The organism is Stenotrophomonas sp. Steno-C17 (genome assembly GCF_056393165.1).
The window spans coordinates 50992-69576 of the sequence record NZ_JBWJPD010000014.1 but is presented as its reverse complement, the minus strand read 5'-3'; the positions used below and the strand labels follow the sequence as shown (position 1 = coordinate 69576).

Annotated in this window: 24 protein-coding genes and 3 tRNA genes; 14 read left to right on the top strand and 13 right to left on the bottom strand. The window is 67.5% G+C overall.

Annotated features, from left to right (window positions below; genetic code table 11):
- Positions 1–116: 116 nt before the first annotated feature.
- Together AC06FA_RS13685 and AC06FA_RS13680 are read left to right on the top strand one after the other, a co-directional pair.
- Positions 117–635, top strand: coding sequence for a redoxin domain-containing protein (locus AC06FA_RS13685; RefSeq protein WP_478068771.1), 519 nt, complete (start codon positions 117–119; stop codon positions 633–635).
- The gene (locus AC06FA_RS13680; protein ID WP_478068770.1) at positions 632–1150 is read left to right on the top strand and encodes a DsbA family protein; all 519 of its coding nucleotides are present in this window, start codon (positions 632–634) and stop codon (positions 1148–1150) included. Before AC06FA_RS13685 ends, AC06FA_RS13680 begins: the two co-directional genes overlap by 4 nt.
- Positions 1151–1370: 220 nt before the next feature.
- Here the strand turns inward: AC06FA_RS13680 and AC06FA_RS13675 are convergent, their stop codons facing one another.
- Positions 1371–2132: a hypothetical protein gene (locus tag AC06FA_RS13675; RefSeq protein WP_478068769.1), complete on the bottom strand. Its 762-nt coding sequence runs from the start codon at positions 2130–2132 to the stop codon at positions 1371–1373.
- A gap of 128 nt (positions 2133–2260) precedes the next feature.
- On the opposite strand from AC06FA_RS13675, the gene AC06FA_RS13670 reads away from it, so the two are divergent.
- From AC06FA_RS13670 to dxs, 8 genes are all read left to right on the top strand, one after another.
- Positions 2261–2725, top strand: a complete 465-nt coding sequence (locus tag AC06FA_RS13670; protein ID WP_478068768.1) for a hypothetical protein — start codon at positions 2261–2263, stop codon at positions 2723–2725.
- 247 nt (positions 2726–2972) lie between these two features.
- Positions 2973–3048: transfer RNA gene (locus AC06FA_RS13665), tRNA-Phe, on the top strand.
- 46 nt (positions 3049–3094) lie between these two features.
- A tRNA-Phe gene (locus AC06FA_RS13660) sits at positions 3095–3170 on the top strand.
- A 121-nt stretch (positions 3171–3291) separates the two neighbouring features.
- Positions 3292–3846 carry a lipocalin family protein gene (locus AC06FA_RS13655; RefSeq protein WP_478068815.1) on the top strand — a complete coding sequence of 185 codons (555 nt, stop codon included), beginning with the start codon at positions 3292–3294 and terminating at the stop codon, positions 3844–3846.
- 125 nt (positions 3847–3971) lie between these two features.
- A complete protein-coding gene (locus AC06FA_RS13650; protein ID WP_478068767.1) occupies positions 3972–4448 on the top strand; it encodes an LEA/WHy family protein in 477 nt (158 codons plus the stop codon).
- Between the two features lie 58 nt (positions 4449–4506).
- A complete protein-coding gene (locus AC06FA_RS13645) occupies positions 4507–6297 on the top strand; it encodes an acyl-CoA dehydrogenase C-terminal domain-containing protein (protein WP_478068766.1) in 1791 nt (596 codons plus the stop codon).
- Between the two features lie 423 nt (positions 6298–6720).
- A complete protein-coding gene (locus AC06FA_RS13640; RefSeq protein ID WP_478068765.1) occupies positions 6721–7386 on the top strand; it encodes an HNH endonuclease in 666 nt (221 codons plus the stop codon).
- A 105-nt stretch (positions 7387–7491) separates the two neighbouring features.
- A complete protein-coding gene (dxs, locus tag AC06FA_RS13635) occupies positions 7492–9399 on the top strand; it encodes a 1-deoxy-D-xylulose-5-phosphate synthase (protein WP_478068764.1) in 1908 nt (635 codons plus the stop codon).
- Between the two features lie 110 nt (positions 9400–9509).
- On the opposite strand, the gene AC06FA_RS13630 is transcribed toward dxs, so the two are convergent.
- The 3 genes from AC06FA_RS13630 to AC06FA_RS13620 all read right to left on the bottom strand — a co-directional run bounded on the left by AC06FA_RS13630 (position 9510) and on the right by AC06FA_RS13620 (position 10751).
- Positions 9510–9713, bottom strand: coding sequence for a hypothetical protein (locus tag AC06FA_RS13630; protein ID WP_478068763.1), 204 nt, complete (start codon positions 9711–9713; stop codon positions 9510–9512).
- Between the two features lie 172 nt (positions 9714–9885).
- Positions 9886–10410 carry a DUF3011 domain-containing protein gene (locus tag AC06FA_RS13625; RefSeq protein WP_478068762.1) on the bottom strand — a complete coding sequence of 175 codons (525 nt, stop codon included), beginning with the start codon at positions 10408–10410 and terminating at the stop codon, positions 9886–9888.
- 134 nt (positions 10411–10544) lie between these two features.
- Positions 10545–10751, bottom strand: coding sequence for a hypothetical protein (locus AC06FA_RS13620; RefSeq protein ID WP_478068761.1), 207 nt, complete (start codon positions 10749–10751; stop codon positions 10545–10547).
- A gap of 401 nt (positions 10752–11152) precedes the next feature.
- Here AC06FA_RS13620 and AC06FA_RS13615 point away from each other — a divergent pair, with 401 nt between their 5' ends.
- The 4 genes from AC06FA_RS13615 to AC06FA_RS13600 all read left to right on the top strand — a co-directional run bounded on the left by AC06FA_RS13615 (position 11153) and on the right by AC06FA_RS13600 (position 13162).
- A complete protein-coding gene (locus AC06FA_RS13615) occupies positions 11153–11434 on the top strand; it encodes a hypothetical protein (protein WP_478068760.1) in 282 nt (93 codons plus the stop codon).
- 13 nt (positions 11435–11447) lie between these two features.
- Positions 11448–11681, top strand: coding sequence for a DUF1653 domain-containing protein (locus AC06FA_RS13610; RefSeq protein ID WP_478068759.1), 234 nt, complete (start codon positions 11448–11450; stop codon positions 11679–11681).
- A 72-nt stretch (positions 11682–11753) separates the two neighbouring features.
- Entirely contained in the window at positions 11754–12515 is a 762-nt protein-coding gene (locus AC06FA_RS13605) for a transporter (protein WP_478068758.1), read from the top strand.
- A 50-nt stretch (positions 12516–12565) separates the two neighbouring features.
- Positions 12566–13162, top strand: a complete 597-nt coding sequence (locus AC06FA_RS13600) for a TetR/AcrR family transcriptional regulator (protein ID WP_478068757.1) — start codon at positions 12566–12568, stop codon at positions 13160–13162.
- Here the strand turns inward: AC06FA_RS13600 and AC06FA_RS13595 are convergent.
- The 9 genes from AC06FA_RS13595 to pheT all read right to left on the bottom strand — a co-directional run bounded on the left by AC06FA_RS13595 (position 13159) and on the right by pheT (position 18580).
- Positions 13159–13332, bottom strand: coding sequence for a DUF1328 domain-containing protein (locus tag AC06FA_RS13595; protein ID WP_108750190.1), 174 nt, complete (start codon positions 13330–13332; stop codon positions 13159–13161). The two genes, AC06FA_RS13600 and AC06FA_RS13595, sit on opposite strands and share 4 nt — an antisense overlap.
- A 105-nt stretch (positions 13333–13437) precedes the next feature.
- Positions 13438–14073: a LysE family translocator gene (locus AC06FA_RS13590; protein WP_478068756.1), complete on the bottom strand. Its 636-nt coding sequence runs from the start codon at positions 14071–14073 to the stop codon at positions 13438–13440.
- A gap of 94 nt (positions 14074–14167) precedes the next feature.
- Complete coding sequence (locus AC06FA_RS13585; protein WP_478068755.1) at positions 14168–14527, bottom strand: hypothetical protein; 360 nt, start codon at positions 14525–14527, stop codon at positions 14168–14170.
- Between the two features lie 203 nt (positions 14528–14730).
- A complete protein-coding gene (locus AC06FA_RS13580; RefSeq protein WP_478068754.1) occupies positions 14731–15072 on the bottom strand; it encodes a low molecular weight protein tyrosine phosphatase family protein in 342 nt (113 codons plus the stop codon).
- Entirely contained in the window at positions 15069–15269 is a 201-nt protein-coding gene (locus tag AC06FA_RS13575) for a hypothetical protein (protein ID WP_478068753.1), read from the bottom strand. Before AC06FA_RS13575 ends, AC06FA_RS13580 begins: the two co-directional genes overlap by 4 nt.
- Before the next feature lie 120 nt (positions 15270–15389).
- A tRNA-Pro gene (locus AC06FA_RS13570) sits at positions 15390–15466 on the bottom strand.
- Between the two features lie 68 nt (positions 15467–15534).
- Positions 15535–15891 carry a MerR family transcriptional regulator gene (locus tag AC06FA_RS13565; RefSeq protein ID WP_005410431.1) on the bottom strand — a complete coding sequence of 119 codons (357 nt, stop codon included), beginning with the start codon at positions 15889–15891 and terminating at the stop codon, positions 15535–15537.
- The gene (locus AC06FA_RS13560) at positions 15872–16171 is read right to left on the bottom strand and encodes an integration host factor subunit alpha (RefSeq protein ID WP_108750195.1); all 300 of its coding nucleotides are present in this window, start codon (positions 16169–16171) and stop codon (positions 15872–15874) included. The genes AC06FA_RS13565 and AC06FA_RS13560 overlap by 20 nt, the downstream gene beginning before the upstream one ends.
- A gap of 27 nt (positions 16172–16198) precedes the next feature.
- Positions 16199–18580: a phenylalanine--tRNA ligase subunit beta gene (pheT, locus tag AC06FA_RS13555; protein ID WP_478068752.1), complete on the bottom strand. Its 2382-nt coding sequence runs from the start codon at positions 18578–18580 to the stop codon at positions 16199–16201.
- Between the last annotated feature and the right edge of the window lie 5 nt (positions 18581–18585).

Here is an 18585-nt window from a genome sequence, read left to right as displayed (position 1 = left end):
CCCTGGTATGAGCGGCGGAAACCAAGGCGCAATGGGCAACCTGGCGGCGCCGGTCGACGATGGCCCTGCCGATGCAGATTCCACCGCGCGCCATCCCACCCCGCCAGGAGCCCGCCATGTCCACCCTGCCCCGCCCCGACCCTGCGCACGCCCCCTTGCCACCAGGAACACCGGCCCCCGCCTTCCGCCTGCCCGCCACGCCCGACCAGACCGTCACCCTGGATGAGCTGCGCGGCCGCCCGGTCATCCTGGCCTTCTATCCCGCCGACTGGAGCCCGGTCTGCGGCGACCAGATGGCCCTGTACAACCAGCTGCTGCCCGAGTTCCAGCGACAGGGTGCACAGTTGATCGGCATCTCCGTCGATGGCGTCTGGTGCCACGCCGCATTCGCCGAACAACGCCACCTGCACTTCCCGCTGCTGGCTGATTTCGAACCCAAGGGCGCCGTCGCCCGGCAGTTCGGTGCCTATCGCGAACACGACGGCGTCTGCGAACGTGCGCTGTTCGTGATCGACGCACAGGGCATCGTGCGCTGGAGCTACCTGTCACCGCTGGGCATCAATCCCGGTGCCGATGGCATTCTCGATGCGCTGTCACGCCTGCCGCACTCGGCGCCGGCGGAGGTGACCCCATGAGCCGCCTTTCCGTGCCCGTCAGCGCCAGCGACCACGCCAGCGGCCCGGCCGATGCGGCCGTCACCCTGGTCGAATACGGCGACTACCAGTGCCCCTACTGCGGCCAGGCCTACCCCATCGTGAAGGCCCTGCAGCAGGCCTTGGGCGACTCGCTGCGCCTGGTATTCCGCAACTTCCCCCTCAGCGAAATGCACCCGGACGCCTTGAACGCCGCACGCCTGGCCGAAGCCGCTGCCGACAGCGGGCATTTCTGGACCGCGCACGATCTGCTGTACGAACGCCAGGGCGCGCTGGCGCCGCATGACCTGCAGCGCTACGGCGAACTGCTGCGCCTGCCGGCCGAGCGGGTGCGCGCGGCACTGGCCGGCGCCGACGATGCGCGCATTGAGGCCGATTTCATGGGCGGCGTGCGCAGTGGCGTGAACGGCACGCCGTGCTTCTTCATCAACGGCGTGCGCCACGATGACAACTGGGACTACGACACCCTGCTGCAGGCGCTGCAGCGCGCGATGTAATCCACCGGTCGGGAAGGCGCGCTTGTGACGTTCATCGTTCCGTGCCCACAATCGCGCCAACTGCGAGCGCGACTACCGGCACCCGCTGAACGTCACCGTGGTCGTGGACGCCAGGCTGTGCGCGGCGCTGGAGCAGGCCCTGGGCCTGCGTCTGGAACAACTGCCCAACCGCCGCCTGCAGGTGCGGGGCACCGCCCGCCGCGTGCAGGGCGCCTACGGCTCAGGCCTGCACGCACTCGCGCACCGCGAACGGATGTCCGCAGGCACTGCATTCGGAATGACCGAAGGCCAGTTCCAGCAGCTGCTCGGCGCGGATATCGCCATCGCCGCGCACCTGCTGCATCAGCCACTCCTCGGCCACGCCGACCGGTTCACCGCGCAGCAGCGCAGACGTCGCCGACGGGGCACCGAACACCGGATCCTCATGGCAGACATACGGGGCTTCAACATCCAGCGTGCAGTACAGGTCGGCCGAACAGGCCACGCACTCCCCCACGAGCTCGCCCTCGACAAGCCGGTCCAGGTGCTGCGACCAGGCTTTTTCACCACTCAACCCCAGCCACGCCTGGCGCAGCCAGCCACGCTGGCCATGCCCATCCTCGGACAGCGGCACCGCCTCCCGGCCACTGCCCTGCAGACGCTTCTGCACCTTGCTGCGCAGCGCCTGGATGACATCGCCGTGCGGCGCCAGCCCCGGGTCGCCCACGTCCGAGCCGGCGACGATCGCACCAGCCAGCAGCAGCGCATCATCACCGTCGCTGCGCCCGGTCTGCCGCGCGATTGACAACAGTACCGGCAGCGCGGCGTGGCTGGCAGGGTAGACCGTGCCCTGGTGGCATAGATGCGACCAGATGTCGTTCCAGTCCTGCTGGTGCTGCGGGTCCATCAGCGCGGCCAGCAGTGCACCCGCTTCAGAGGCGTCGCCATAGGCACACTGCAGCGTGCCCCAATCGATGGCATGAACGTCGGCGGTCCTCGGCATGTCCTTCCTTGGTCGATGTGCTACGCGGCCCAGCATGCCCCATCATCGGGCCGATTGGACAGCGCGCTTGTGGCTGCAATGCACGCGCGGCCACAATCGGCACATCCACCGACGCACAAGGAAGCGCCATGAATCGCCCCACCCTGTTGGCCTCACTGCTGGTCCCGCTGGTGCTGACGACCGGCTGCGCCCATCGCCTGGCTGCCGCGCCGCAGCCGGTGCCCGGCTACATCGGCAACTACGAAGCCGTACGTGCCGCGCAGGATGATCCAGCGCGCGGCATTTCCGGCACCTTCGCCATCAGCGTGCAGGCCGTCGGCAGCGACGATGGCCGCATCTACCTCAACAGCGAACGCGACTACCGGCACCCGCTGAACATCACCCTCAGCATGGATGCCGCGCTGCGCCCCGCGCTGGAAGAAGCGCTGGGCCTCAAGCTGGACTACCTGCAGAACCGCCGCCTGCTGGTGGGCGGCACCGCGCGCCGGGTCCGCATCGACTTCATCAATGCCAGCGGCCAGCCCAGCGGCAAGTACTACTACCAGACGCAGATCAGCGTCAGCGATCCACGACAGGTGCGTTTCGCACCGTGAGCACGCCTGGCAGCGCACCGCGGGCGCTTGATTTGGACCTCTGCTTGCGGAAGTTGCGCCCCTGCAGCAGGCCGAAGCCGGCATCCCCCGCCCACCGGTGGCCTGCGTTCCGCCGCGCACGCAGGATCAAGCACTTGCGCGCGCGCAGACGGCAATGTGAAGGTTTTTTGCCAAAACGCTTGCCGAATGCGGTCTACCTCCGTAACATGCGCGTCCTCGGCAGCGACCTCGCTGCAACGAAACAAGTGGCCGAGTAGCTCAGTTGGTAGAGCAGGGGATTGAAAATCCCCGTGTCGGCGGTTCGATTCCGTCCTCGGCCACCACTTTCGAAGGCCTGCAGAAATGCAGGTCTTTTTTTTCCAGATACAGGGCCGAGTAGCTCAGTTGGTAGAGCAGGGGATTGAAAATCCCCGTGTCGGCGGTTCGATTCCGTCCTCGGCCACCATGTATGAAGACCTGCAGAAATGCAGGTCTTTTTTTTGCCCGCGCGCGGTTGACGAAACATTTACACCGCCGTGCATCGCGCCGCCTACGCTCGGGGTTCACGCCCGGAGTCTTCCATGCCGATGTACCTGCGCCCTGCCCTGCTTGCCTGCCTGCTGCTGACCGCCACCGTTTCCACGCATGCGGCCGAACCGGTGCGCGCGGTCGCTGCCCTGGATATCGACCGTTATGCCGGCCAATGGCACGAAATCGCCCACCTGCCGGTGTCGTTCCAGAAGAAGTGCGTGGCCGACATCACCGCCACCTACGGCCTGCGCCAGGACGGCCGCATCAGCGTGCGCAACCGCTGCCGCACCGGCGAAGGCGACTATCTGCAGGCAGACGGTGTGGCCCGGCCCGTCGCCGGCCAGCCGGGGCAACTGGAAGTGCGCTTCGCCCCCGACTGGCTGAGCTGGGTGCCGCTGGTCTGGGCCGATTACTGGGTGATCGCCCTGGACCCGGACTATCAATGGGCCGTGGTCGGCGAACCGGACCGCAAGTACCTGTGGATCCTGTCGCGCGAGCCGAGCATGGACCGCGCCCTGTTCGAGCAGTTGAAGGCGCGCGCCGAGCAGATGGGCTACGACCTGGCACCGCTGCGGACGATGGCGCCGCTGGTCGAGACCGCCTCGCCCTGAGCCGCGCGGTGACCGCTGCGCGCCATCTTCACACGCTACCCTTGTGAAGGTCGCCCATGGCGATCCATTCGACCATACGCCGTAGTATGCTTACTCCACGCACTGCCCCCAGAGGACCTGCGCCCATGTTCCGTCGCTTCCGTATCGCCTTGATCATCCTGTGCACCCTGGCCCTGGCCGCCTGCGGCGATGGCATCGTCAAGCGTGTTTCGGAACCGGCCGCCAGCCTGCAGCAGCTGACCGTGCGCGCCGATGGGGGCTGGACCGTGGCCCTGCGCCTGCAGAACTTCAGCTCCATGCCCATGACCTTCGATGACGTCGCCCTGGCGCTGACCGTCGGCGACGCCGAAGCCGGCACGCTGCAGGCCCGCCCGGCCATGTCCATCGGCGGGGTGTCGGCCGACGTGGTCACCCTTGAATTCACCCCCAGCCCCGCCGCACGCCTGGTGGTGGCCGACGCGCTGGCTGGCAACCGCACCCTGGCCTACGCCCTGAAGGGCACGGTCGCGGCCACGCCCGAGGACAAGAAGCAGCGCAGCTTCGACATTTCCGGCCGCAGCACCCTGAACCAGGCCCCCGGCCTGCCTGGCGTGCTGCGCTGAGGACTTCCCTGCCGCGGCGCCCGTCGCCGCTCCCCGTTCCCTGATCGAGACGTACCCGATGAGCAGCTATACCGCACCGCTTTCCGACCTCCGTTTCGCCCTGCACGACGTGCTCAAGGTGGAACCGCTGTTCGCCCGCCTGGGCTTCACCGACGCCACCGCCGACGTGGTCGATGCCGTGCTGGAAGAAGCCGGCCGCTTCAGTGCCAGCGTGCTGGCGCCGCTGAACAGCGTGGGCGATGAGATCGGCTGCGTGCTCGACCAGGCCAGCGGCGAAGTGACCACCCCGCCCGGTTTCAAGCAGGCTTACGACCAGTTCGTGGAAGGCGGCTGGACCGGCCTGACCGCCGCCCCGGAACTGGGTGGCCAGGGCCTGCCGCACACCCTGGGCGTGCCGCTGAACGAAATGATCAATGCCGCCAACCTGGCCTGGGGCAACTTCCCGCTGCTCTCGCACGGCGCCATCGAAGCGCTGAAGCAGCACGGCGAGGCCTGGCAGCACGACGCCTTCCTCAAGCCCCTGATCGAAGGCCGCTGGACCGGCACCATGTGCCTGACCGAACCGCATTGCGGCACCGATCTGGGCCTGCTGAAGACCAAGGCCGAGCCGAACGCCGACGGCAGCTACGCGATCACCGGCACCAAGATCTTCATCACCGCCGGCGAACACGACCTGACCGAAAACATCGTGCACCTGGTGCTGGCCAAGCTGCCCGGCGCACCGGCCGGTGCCAAGGGCATCTCGCTGTTCGTCACCCCCAAGTTCAAGGTCGACCGCGACGGCAACGTCGGCGAGCGCAATACACTGCGCTGTGGCTCGATCGAGCACAAGATGGGCATCAAGGGGTCGGTCACCTGCGTGATGAACTTCGACGGCGCGCAGGGCTACCTGGTCGGCCAGCCGCACAAGGGCCTGCAGGCCATGTTCACCATGATGAACACCGCACGCCTGGGCGTCGGCCTGCAGGGCATCGGCCTGTCCGAGCGCGCCTACCAGAACGCGCTGAAGTACAGCCGCGAGCGCCTGCAGTCGCGCGCCCTGAGCGGGGCGAAGTTCCCGGACAAGGCCGCCGATCCGATCCTGGTGCACCCCGACGTGCGTCGCATGCTGCTGACCATCAAGTCGCTGGTCGAAGGCAGCCGCCTGCTGGCCCTGCACGCAGCCACCCTGATCGACGTAGCGCACAGCGCCGACGATGCGGCCGAGCGCGAGCGCGCCGACACCCTGGTCAGCTTCCTCACCCCGATCTCGAAGGCCTGCCAGACCGAATGGGGCATCGAGAACACCTACAACGCCCTGCAGTGCTTCGGTGGCCACGGCTACATCCGCGAACACGGCATGGAACAGCTGGCGCGCGACGCCCGCATCACCACGTTGTACGAAGGCACCACCGGCATCCAGGCGCTGGACCTGATCGGCCGCAAGACCGCCTCCAGCCAGGGCGCCGGCCTGAAGCTGATGCTGGCCGAGATCGAAGCCTTCGCCAAGGAACACGAGGGCAACGAAGCGCTGGCCGAGTTCATCGGCCCGCTGCGCGCCAAGGCCGCCGAATGGGGCAAGCTGACCGTGGACGTGCTGCAGCGCGCGGCCGGCAACCCGGACGAACTCGGCGCGGCCAGCTACGACTACCTGTTCTATTCCGGCTACGTGGTGCTGGCCTACTGGTGGGCGCGCAGCGTGGCAGCCGCCGATGCCAGCGCACACGGCGCCGCCTTCGCCCAGGGCAAGCGCGAAACCGCGCGCTTCTACTTCGCCCGCGTGCTGCCGCGCACCCTCAGCCACGCCGCCGCCATCCAGGCCGGCGCCGCCCCGCTGATGGCCATGGACGACGAACGCTTCGGCGCCTGAGCGTGAGCCCCGGGGTCGGATCCCTTTCCCTACGGGAATGGGCTCTGACCCCGACCGCGCCCCGCGGCGGTTGGATCTGGGGTCAGAGCCCTTTCCTGCGGAAAGGGATCCGACCCCGCCAGTAGATCCACGCCACGCGTGGATGAGGGGTCAGAGCCCTTTCCTGTGAAAAGGGATCCGACCCCGCCAGTAGATCCACGCCACGCGTGGATGAGGGGTCAGAGCCCTTTCCTGCGGAAAGGGATCCGACCCCAGCCCGGCAGCCCCCGACCTTCTGTCTGGAGGAGAGCCCCCCTTTGTTAAGGGGGGCGCGCCAACGGCGCGGGGGATAGGAGGAATGCGCGGACCCGAATCCTGCGATTTGGATATCGCCCACAGGGCGATATCCAAATCGCAATGATTCGGGTATAAGCTGTTTTCCCGATGGAGACAGACACTACACGCTTGGGTCTGATCGAAGCCGGAGCCTCGTTTTCTGCTCCGGGCGCCGAAGCATCGCCCAATGCCGGCACCCTGCATCGCCCCGGAACGGTCCGCCTGCTGTCCCTCGACGCGCACGGCCGTGTACTGGACTGGATCACCTGGCAGGACGCAGCCTGTCTCTACGCCCGCGATGCCGTCGCCTGGACCCTGGGCGATCCCTGCCTGCACATCCACGGTGGCACCAACCGGCTCAGCGGCATGCAGAGCGGCATGGACCTGCACCCGATCATCGCCGCCCGCGGCCATGCGCGCTCGCGCGCCATCGATCCCACCCCGAACCTGACCAATCCGGCGCTGTTCGCCCGCGATGCACATCTGTGCCTGTACTGCGGCCAGCAGTTCAACCGCCCCACCCTTACCCGCGACCACGTCATCCCGCTGTCCAAGGGCGGCCTGGACTGTTGGGAAAACGTGGTCACTGCGTGCTTCCAGTGCAATTCGCGCAAGAGCGACCGCACCCCGCAACAGGCCAGCATGCCGTTGCTGGCCGTGCCCTACCGGCCCAGCTGGATCGAACACCTGATCCTGTCCAACCGCAACATCCTCGCCGACCAGATGGCCTTCCTGAAGGCGCAGTTGCCCAAGCGTTCCAAGCTCAGCACCTGAACACCGCCATCGGCAACCGTCACCGTTCTGTCACGGGCGGCAGCGTTTGCTTGCCCCACCCCCGTTTGAGGGCGAAAATGGGCGTTCAGAACAAGTGCGAACACGATGATCGACTCTGCCCGCTATCCCCGCCTCGCGCGCATCCGCACCCCGGATGACCTGCGCACGTTCGAAGAATCCGAACTGAGGGCGGTTGCCGACGAACTGCGCGCCTACCTGATCGAATCGGTGGGCAAGAGCGGTGGCCACTTTGCCGCTGGCCTGGGCGTGATCGAACTCACCGTGGCGCTGCATTACCTGTACCAGACCCCGCACGACCAGCTGGTCTGGGACGTGGGCCACCAGACCTACCCGCACAAGATCCTGACCGGCCGTCGCGACGACATCCACACCGTCAAGCAGAAGGATGGCGTAGCGCCGTTCCCCAAGCGCGAGGAAAGCGAGTACGACACCTTCGGGGTCGGCCACTCGTCCACCTCCATCTCGGCTGCGCTGGGCATGGCCATCGCCCGCCAGGCCGCCGGCGATGAACGCCAGGTGGTGGCGGTGATCGGCGATGGTGCAATGACCGCCGGCATGGCGTTCGAAGCGCTGATGCATGCCGGCGGCATGGATCCCGAACCGAACCTGCTGGTGATCCTCAACGACAACAACATGTCGATCTCCGAGGCCGTCGGCGGGCTGACCAAGATGCTCGGCCGGGCCACCGGCAGCCGCACGCTGAACGCACTGCGCGAAGGCGGCAAGAAGATCCTGGGTGACAAGAAGAACAACCCCGCGCGCTTCGTGAAGCGCTGGGAAGAACATTGGAAGGGCATGTTCGTGCCCTCCACGATGTTCGAGGAAATGGGCTTCCACTACACCGGCCCGATCGATGGCCATGACATGCCGGCCCTGCTGTCCACGCTGAAGACGCTGCGTGCCTCCAAGGGGCCGAAGCTGCTGCACGTGATGACCACCAAGGGCAAGGGCTACGAGCCGGCCGAGGGCGACCAGATCGGCTACCACGCCGTGGGTCCGTTCGATCCGGACAAGGGCCTGGTGGCCAAGACCGGCGCCAAGAAGCCGACCTACACCGACGTGTTCAGCGACTGGCTGTGCGATGCCGCCGCCGCCGAGCCGCGCCTGTACGGCATTACCCCGGCCATGCGAGAGGGCTCGGGCCTGGTGCGCTTCAGCAAGGAATATCCGCAGCGCTACTTCGACGTGGCCATTGCCGAACAGCACGCGGTCACCCTGGCCGCGGGCATGGCTACCCAGGGCGGCAAGCCGGTCGTGGCGATCTATTCCACGTTCCTGCAGCGCGCCTACGACCAGCTGGTGCACGACGTCGCCATCCAGGATCTGGACGTGCTGTTCGCCATCGACCGCGCCGGCGTGGTCGGTCCGGACGGCGCCACCCATGCCGGCAACCTGGACCTGAGCTTCCTGCGCTGCGTGCCGAACATGGTGGTGATGGCGCCCTCGGACGAAGCCGAATGCCGGAAGATGCTCAGCACCGGCCTGCAGCACCCGGGCCCGGCCGCCGTGCGCTACCCGCGCGGCAGCGGCACCGGCATTGCCGCCGGCACCGATCTGGCCACGCTGCCGATCGGCAAGGGCGAACTGCGCGTGCAGGGCAGCCGCATCGCCCTGCTCGCCTTCGGCAGCACGGTCACCGCCGCCGAACAGATCGGCCGCGAACTGGGCCTGAGCGTGGTCAACATGCGCTTCATCAAGCCGCTGGACCGCGAGCTGGTGCTGGCCATGGCCGCCCAGCACGAAGGCCTGGTGACCGTGGAAGACAATGTCGTAGCTGGCGGTGCCGGTTCGGCCGTGGGCGAACTGCTCAATGCCGAAGGCGTGTTGCGCCCGATCCTGCACCTGGGCCTGCCCGACGCGTTCCAGCACCATGCCAGCCGCGAAGACCTGCTGGCCGAAGCCGGCATCGATGCGGCCGGCATCCGCGCCGCCGTGCTCAAGCGCTGGCCGCAGTTGGCCAATGGTTCGGCGCCGCTGAGCGCGGCCAGCTGAGTAGATCCACGCCATGCGTGGATAAGGGGTCGGATCCCTTTCCGCAGGAAAGGGCTCTGACCCCAACCTCGACGCCCCGGTAGATCCACGCCATGCGTGGATGGCCGCCTTCAGCCGTAGCTGATCGCCTCGACAAATGCGCCGCTGGCTTCAACGCGCACCGCGGCGCGCTGGCCGGTGTCGGCGAAATGCAGACGTGCCAGGGTTTCGGCGAAATCAAAGGCGCGAACGCCGTCGCGGAAGCCGATCGGTTCGGGCCGATCGGGGTGCAGCACGCGCCACTGGCGCTGCTCGCATTGCAGACGGATCAACATGCGTTGCTCACTCCTTGGAACAGCGTATGGAGCCGCATCGAAGGCGAGCCCTTCCTGGGCCGGGCAGCGGTGCGGGCCGGGACGTCCATGACGCCCCGGTTGCCGACAATACGATGAAAAAACTGTGATCGCTATCAGATTTTTCTGATTCGCGATGCAGCGACGGCCCCGCTCAGTTCACCTGGAACTGTGCCCGGCAGCCGTCGCTGACCCACACCCCGCGGCGGTCCCAGCCCCAGCTGCGGCCTTCGATGCACGCGCTGCGCGATTCCTGCCGCACCAGGCGCACGCCACGGCGCACCCGCGCGTCGCAGTACTGCTGGCGGTGATCGTTGGAATGGCAGGCAATCACCTGGCCACCGCCGTTGCCGCCGCCCCAGCCATGGCCACCGCCCCAACCGCCACGGGACTCACCGATGAACTCGGCACGGCAGCCGCGGGTCACCCAGACACCGGAACGGGACTGGCCCCAGGTGTCACCTTCCACGCAGGGCGAACCGGACAACTGGCGGATCAACCGCGCCCGCCCGTCCAGCCGGCATTCGTGGCTGCGCCCCTTCACCGACTCGCAGCGCACGATGCCACTGCTGCCGCGATCGTCGTAACGCTCGTCATAGCCATAGCGCTGGGCCTGCGCCGTGCCGGCCAGCGCCAGCAGCGGCAGCAGCACGCCCAAGGTCACACCACGCAGTTCCATGCCCATCCACCGCTCTCCACCTGAATACGATGGAGGCAAGCATCCGGGATTCAGAACGGTACGCACAGAGGGCCCGCTGCGGCGGTTCCCATTTCGTTCAAGCAACCGAACGTGGCCTGAGCGCCCGCGCGCGGTCAATGACCGAAGCGCAGCGCGTCTACGGTACTGCCCAGTGCCGCCACCCGGACCGTGCTGCGCTGGCCGGTACGGTGATGATGCTCGCTGGCCTGGGCAGCGGCCGTGTCGAAGGCCACCGCGCCGCTGTCGAACGCTTGCACGTGCTGCGAACGGGGATCGATGACCGACCAGCGCTGGGCGTCGCATTGGACAGTAATGACCATGTCGTGCTCCTGCAGTTGAGAATTCCGGGTCGGGAAACCCCGACCGACGTTATGGGAGACACGGTAGCCACGGCTTCCGGGGGCGCCTATCAGATTTGTCCGAAAAATCCGTCCGCCAAGCGCGGACCGTGGTCGTCATCACATCCCTGAGGACGTTTAGTGAAGAATTTCCGTGACCCTTGTCACGAAGTCGCTGTGGTTTCACACTATCGTCACCAACAGGGGCCCCTTCCACATGCGCACCTTGCTTTCCACCCAGCGCTCGACGCTGCTGAAGTTCTATTTCGTAGCCTGCTACGTCGTGCTGATCGAAGAAGTGCTGCGCGCTTCGTTGACGTAAGTGCTTGCCGACCGGCTTGAAAGCGCCTGAAAATGTCGCTTTCAAGCCAAGGGTCGTTGCCATGCGTACCGCCTTGCTGATGCCCATCCTGTGCGCGCTGCTGGCAGCATGCACGCCTGCGTCCACCACCCCGGCCGACACCGCGGCCGCGCCACCGGCACCGGCGCGCGTCGGCGGCGATCGTGACGCGCACGGCTGCATCGGCTCGGCCGGTTACCAGTGGTGCGCGCGCACCGATCGCTGCGAACGGCCGTGGGAGCTGGCCCAGGCGCAGGGGCTGGCCAACACGCCTGAAGCGATCGACGCCTGGTGCGCGCAACCGGCGCGCCCTGCCCGCCCCTAGCACGAGATTCCGCATGACCGAACTGTCTCCCCTGCCCGCGCTGCTTCCGGGCCGCTACCGCCATTTCAAGGGCGGCCTGTACCAGGTGGTCGATATCGTCCGCAGCAGCGAGACGCTGCAGCCGATGGTGCTGTACCGCGCCCTGTACGGTGAAGGCGGGCTGTGGGTGCGCCCGTACCCGATGTTCGTCGAACAGGTGCCCGGCCCGGACGGGCTGCAGCCGCGCTTCGCCCGCATCGGCGACTGATCGCCCCGCGCTCACGCAATGCGCACATCCGGGCGTCGCATGCTGCGCGCGACGCCCTGACGGATCGCCTCCATGCGCAGTCGCCTGCCCTTCTGCCTCTGCCTGTCGCTGCTGGCCGCGCCGGCCTGTGCCGAAGATCTGCCCGCCTTTGATCGACCGGGGCTGGGCTTTGGCACCGACACCGTGCCGCGCGGAGCGCTGGCCGTGGAGCTGGGCCTGCCCACCTGGGAACGCGACCGCGATCGCGAGGGAGTGCGCACCCGCGCGCTGGCCGGCGATGTGCTGCTGCGTACAGGCCTCAGCGAACATCTGGAACTGCAGCTTGCCACGACCCCGTGGCAACGCCAGAGCGTTCGCAGTGCTGACCGGCCGACCGAGCGCCAGCATGGCAGTGGCGACACCCAGCTTGCGCTGAAATGGGCCGGTCCCGGCAGCACGGACCGGACCGCGTGGGCCCTGCTGGCGAGCGCGGTCGTCGCCCGCGGCAACGCCGACTTCAGTGAGGGCCGGCAGTACGCGCTCGCCCTCAGTGTGGAACAGGCGCTGGGCGAACGCTGGAGCGCGGCGCTGTATGCCAGCCACCAGCGCGGCGACGGCCAGCGCAGCACAACGTGGTCACCCAGTCTGTCCGTGGCCGCCAGCGACCGGCTGAGCCTGTTCGTCGAAGCCGGGCTGACCCATGCGCGCGGCGAACCGTATCAGCGCGTGGCCGGCGCCGGCGTGACCTGGATGCTGCGCCCGCGCGTGCAGCTGGACGCCTCGTTCGACGCCGGCCTGGACAAAGACAGCCCCGATCTGCAGGTGGGCACCGGTCTGGCGGTCTACTTCGACTGAGCCGCTGCCGAGCGCGGTATCATACAAACCGCCCAGTCGGTTTCTTCTGCATGTCTGCCCCTTCTCCCCGTGTCCGCCGCAAGGCCCCGGACAGCGTGCGCCAGGCGCTGCTGTTGTGCACCGCGCGCCTGATCGCCCAGCAGGGCCTGGCCGCCCTGAAAGTGCAGGACGTGGCCGACGCTGCCGGCGTCAGCAAGGGCGCCCTGTTCCACCACTTCCCCAGCAAGCAGGCGTTGGTCGAGGCGGCCCTGGCCGCGCTCACCGAGGATTTCGAGGTCCACGTCCGCTACCTGCTTGAACAGGACGAGGACGAGTACGGGCGCTTCAGCCGCGCCTATGTGCGTGCCTGCTTCGATCACCTGCTGCAGCAGGAGCAGGCTCATGACATCGGGCTGACCCTGGCGAACCTGCTTGAACCTGCACTGCTGGCGCACTGGCGGCAGTGGATGCGGCGGCTGTTGGGCGAGTTCCCTGCCGAGGCCTGCGATGCGCGCCTGTACGCGGCGCGCTGCGCGGCCGATGGTTACTGGGCCACGGCTTACGGCCAACCGCTCAACGAGCAGGAACGGCACACGGCCCTGGCCATGGCCGACGAGGCCCTGAAGCTGTGCCGCCCCCTGCCGTCGAGCACACCGATGGCCGCCTAGGCGACCTTCTTGGCCACCTTCATGCCCAGCACGAACAGGATCACGGCAATGATGATGCCGGCCCAGAACAGGAACTTGGCGATGCCCACGGCGGCGCCGGCGATGCCGCCAAAGCCGAGCACGCCGGCAATCAGGCCGATGATGGCGAAAATGATGGCCCACTTGATCATGTCAATCCTTTCCCCTGCGGGGCGTTCATTGGTGTGATCAGGCTAGGCAAACGCCGATGCCAGGTCCGTGAACAGGCTGCGCCTGCAGCGTGAAAGCATTGCCGCTCAGCGCGGCCGGAAGCGCAGCAACGCGACGGCGAACGCCAGGAACACCGTGCCCACCAGACGCTCGAACCAGCGTTGCGCGAAAGGCCTGGCCAGCCAGCGCCGCAGGCCGTGGCCGCCGGCGGCGTACATGACATACCAGAACAGCTCGCAGCCGGCGAACGTGGCCACCAGCACCGCGTACTGCATGCTCTGCGCACGCGCCGGATCGATGAACTGCGGCAGGAATGCCGCCGCGAACAGCAGCAGCTTGGGATTGCTCAGGCCCACCAGCAGGCCACCACGGAACACCGCCAGCGTGCCGTGCACGGCGGCCGGCAACGGCGCCGCGGTGCTGGCCGCAGTCACCTGCAGACTGTCGCGCCAGGCCTTGATGCCCAGCCAGGCCAGGTAGGCCACGCCCAGATAGCGCAGCACGTCGAACACCCGCGGCGATGAGCGCAGCACCGCACTCAGGCCCGCTGCCGACGCCGCCAGCACCAGCAGCATGGCCAGCAGGCAACCGGCCATGGCCGGTACGCTGCGGCGGAAGCCCAGCCCGACACTGCGGCCCAGGATATGCAGCATGTTCGGCCCGGGCGTACCACACAGCACGAACACGGTGGCCAGGAACCACCACCAGGTAGACAGGGACATCGGCAGACTCACACGCGGGACCGACCAGCATAGGCGCGCGCCGAGCGCGCCGGTACATACAGCCAGGCGGCACTACGGTGGGTACAGCGCAGGATCAGCCGGGCTGGATTTCCAGCGCCGTTTCCAGCCAGTCGACCACGGCGGGTGAATCGCACAGGAAAAACAGCGCATCGCCGCTGCGGGCTTCGGTCAACAGACGATAGACGCTGATGGCCACGCCGGACTGGCTGGCAATGAACACTTCGCCGCTGCGCGGGCCTTCCACCTGGCGTGACAGGTGCTGCAGCGCCCGGCGCGCGGCCACGGTATCGGGCGGTTCTGCCTCGCGGCTCAACTCGACCCCGCGCAGGCCCCAGGACACGAACACGCGCTTGCCCTTGAACGTCGTGTCCAGGACCTGCACAACGGCGCTGCCTTCGCCCGCCGAACGATGAATGACGATACTGCTGATCAACGCAACCCCCTGTGGTCGTCGTGGTCCGCACACCGCCCGCACGTACTACGCCGCAACCCGGGGCAGGCACAAGCTCCTGCCCGCTGGCGCGGTGAAAAACGCGAGGGAACACCGATGCGATCGGATGTGCGGCCGATGATACGGGAAGTACCCTGGCGTATGGGTCCGCAGGCTGAACGGCAGCGCTCCGTACCGCCACGGCGTCAGGCGTCGGCGACGCCCGCGCCCAGGCACGCGTGCACGCGACTTTCCAGCAGCGTCATCAAGGCGGGGTCCATGCAGGCGTAATCATCGGGAATGTCCAGGCAGTGCAGCGGCGTGTGCAGCAGCAGTCGCGGGAACTGCGCCTGCAGGCGCTGCTGGTGCTTGGCTTCCATCACGAAGATCACATCGGCCCAGCGCAGGTCCTGCACGCTGATCGGCCGCCGTGCGTGCGGACTGGTGCCAGCGGAGCGTGCGCTGAAGCCCGGCCGCCGTCGCCACAGGGCTTCGGCGGTCGGGCTGCGCAGTTGGTTGCGGCTGCAGACGAAGAGCAGATGGATCACGACTGCTCCCGTTGCTGGCTCGCACTCTGGATGGGATAGACGAAGCCCAGTTGCCGTGCACGCGCAAGCTTCGCGCTGCGCAGGTACATCAGCTTCCAGTTCTTTTCGGGCTTGATCGACGCCACGCGCGTTGCGCGATCGCCGCCATGCAGGCGCGCCGCGGCACGACGCCAGGCGCGGGTTCGGGGATGGTGCATGAAATGTTCTCGTAAGGACCGGGTTCAGCAGCCGCGGTGATACGAGTGGCGCGCAGCATACACTGGCGCAACAAAAAAGCCCACGCAGTGATGCGCGGGCTTTTCGGTTCATTGCAGTAATGGTCGGGACGGCCGGATTCGAACCGACGACCCTCTGCCCCCCAGGCAGATGCGCTACCAGGCTGCGCTACGCCCCGACTGATGCTGCAATGTGCCCGCCGCTGTGGCGGGCCGTGAAGTATAGCGGATTCCTTGGAAAAAAGGTTCAGCGACGCAGTAGTTGCAGCACTTCTTCCAGTTCCATCCGCACCTGCTTGATGATCTGGTTGCTCAGCGCCGATTCTTCGCGCGCATCCGGACCGTCCAGGCGCAGGCGCGCGCCGCCGATGGTGTAGCCCTGTTCGTACAGCAGGCTGCGGATCTGCCGCACCATCAGCACATCGTGGCGCTGGTAGTAGCGACGGTTGCCACGGCGCTTGGCCGGCTCAAGGCTGGGAAATTCGGTTTCCCAGTAGCGCAGCACGTGCGGCTTGACGTCGCACAGCTCACTGACTTCACCAATGGTGAAGTAGCGCTTGGCCGGAATCGGCGGAAGTTCGCGGTTACTGCCCGGATCCAGCATAAGCTTCCACCCTCTCCTTGAGCTTCTGGCCCGGACGGAAGGTGACCACCGTACGGGCGGAAATGGGAATTTCCTCGCCGGTCTTGGGGTTGCGACCCGGGCGCTGACTCTTGCGCCGCAGGTCGAAATTACCGAAGCCCGACAGCTTCACCTGACGTCCCTGTTCCAATGCTTCACGCAGCACATCGAAAAACGCGTCGACGAATTCCTTGGCTTCCCGCTTGTTCAGACCGACTTCGTCGAACAGCTTTTCCGCCATCTCCGCCTTGGTCAATGCCATTGCCTGCTACCCCCGAGTGCTGCCCGCTCAGCCGCGGATCCGGGCGTGATGTTCACGCTCGATGGCAGTGACCGCCTCGGCCACCACCGCTTCCACGTCGCGGTCCGTCAGAGTGCGCGACTTGTCCTGCAAAATCAAGCCCATAGCGAGACTCTTGAACCCCGGCTCGACCCCTTGGCCGACGTAACGGTCGAACAGGTTCAGCTCGCGCAGCAGCGGACCGGCGGCCTGGCGGATGGTGGCGGCCAGGTCGCTCCAGGCCACCTGCTCGGGCACCAGGAAGGCCAGGTCACGGCGCACCGCCGGGAACCGCGACAGCTCGCCGGCACGCGGCAGTGCACGGGCGCTGAGCGGCTCCAGGTCCAGCTCGAACGCATAGACATCCACTTCAATGTCCATGGCCTTGGCCAGGCGCGGGTGGATCTGGCCGATCCAGCCGATCGCCACGCCGTCACGGTAGATATCGGCCGAACGGGCCGGATGGCCGAACGGGCGCTGCGACGGGCGGAACTCCAGCACCGCGCCACTGGCCGCGGCCAGCGATTCCAGGTCGCCCTTCAGGTCATGGAAGTCGACCTTGCGGGTCGGCATGCCCCACTGCACGGCCTGCGCGTCGCCGCATACGGCCGCCGCCACGCGCGGGGTTTCCAGCGGTGCCGGTTGGCCTTCGCCATCCTGCTGGGCGAACACCCGGCCCACTTCGAACAGACGCACGCGACCCAGCTGACGGGCCGCATTGCGGCCGAGGGTGGCGACCAGGCCCGGCAGCAGCGCCGGGCGCATCACCGCCAGCTCGGCCGACAGCGGGTTGGCCAGCGGCACCAGGTGGTCGCGCAGCTGCCACTGGGTCAGCAGGGCGTCGTCAACGAAGGCGAAATTGAGGGTTTCCTGCAGATCGCGGGCGATCAGCTGGCGGCGCACGCTGAGCACGTCCAGCTGGGTTTCGGTCGGCATCGCCACGCGTGCCGCCCCGCCCGGCAGGGTGGTCGGAATCTGCTCGTAACCGTGGATACGGGCCAGTTCCTCGATCAGGTCTTCTTCGATGGCGATATCGAAGCGGCGGCTCGGCGCGGTCACCTGCCAGCCTTCGCCGGTCGCGGTCACGCCCATGCCCAGCGCGCGCAGGATGCGCTCGACTTCGGCGTCTTCAATGGTGATGCCCAGCACGCGGGTGATGCGCGCGCGGCGCAGGGTGATCGTTGCCGCCTGCGGCAGATCCGCCTGGTTGACCGCCTCGGTCACCGGCGCCGGGGTACCGCCGGCCAGGTCCAGCACCAGGCGGGTGGCGTACTCGATCGCCGTGCGCGGCAGCGCCGGGTCGACGCCACGCTCGAAACGGTGGCCGGCATCGGTGTGCAGGCCCAGCTTGCGACCACGGCCCATGATGGCGGCCGGCGCGAAATGCGCAGCCTCCAGGAACACGGCGGTGGTGTCATCGGTCACGCGGGTGTCAAAGCCGCCCATCAGGCCAGCCAGGCCGACCGCACGGTCGGCATCGGTCACCACCAGGAAGCTGTCGTCCAGCACCGCATCGCGGCCGTCCAGCAGCTTGATCGCTTCACCGGCGCGCGAACGGCGCACGCTGATGCTGCCCTGCAGGGTGCCCAGGTCATAGGCGTGCATCGGCTGACCCAGTTCCAGCATCACGTACTGGGTGATGTCGACCAGCAGCGACACCGGGCGCACGCCACTGCGGCGCAGGCGCTCGGCCATCCACAGCGGCGTCGTCGCGGCGGCATTCACGCCTTCGATGACGCGACCCAGGTAACGCGGCGCTTCAGCGCCGGCGTCGAGCTGGATGGACAGTTCACGGCTGCCGGCAGCGGGAATCGCCTCGGCGGCGAACGCCAGCACTTCGCTGCGGGTGGCGGCGGCTACGTCGTAGGCGATGCCGCGCACGCTGAAGCAGTCGGCGCGGTTGGGGGTCAGCTTGATCTCGATGCTGGCGTCGGGCAGGCCCAGGTACTCGACCAGGGTCTGGCCGACCGGCGCGTCATCGGGCAGTTCCAGCAGCCCCGAGGCATCGTTGTCCAGGCCCAGTTCCTTGGCCGAGCACAGCATGCCGTTGGATTCCACGCCGCGCAGCTTGGCCGGCTTGATCTTCAGGTCGCCGAACTGCGCGCCGACCATGGCCAGCGGTGCGACCAGACCGGGGCGCGCGTTCGGCGCACCGCAGACGATCTGCAGCAGTTCACCCTGCCCTGCATCGACCTTGCACACCTGCAGGCGATCGGCTTCGGGGTGGCGCACCGCCTCGACGATGCGGGCCACGACCACATGCTGCAGGCCGTTGCCGAGCGCGGTCACCTCTTCCACTTCCAGGCCGATGGCGGTCAGCACCGCGCTCAGTTCATCGCGCGAGGCAGAGGTCGGGACGTGGCTGCGCAGCCAGTTTTCGGAGAATTTCATGGTGT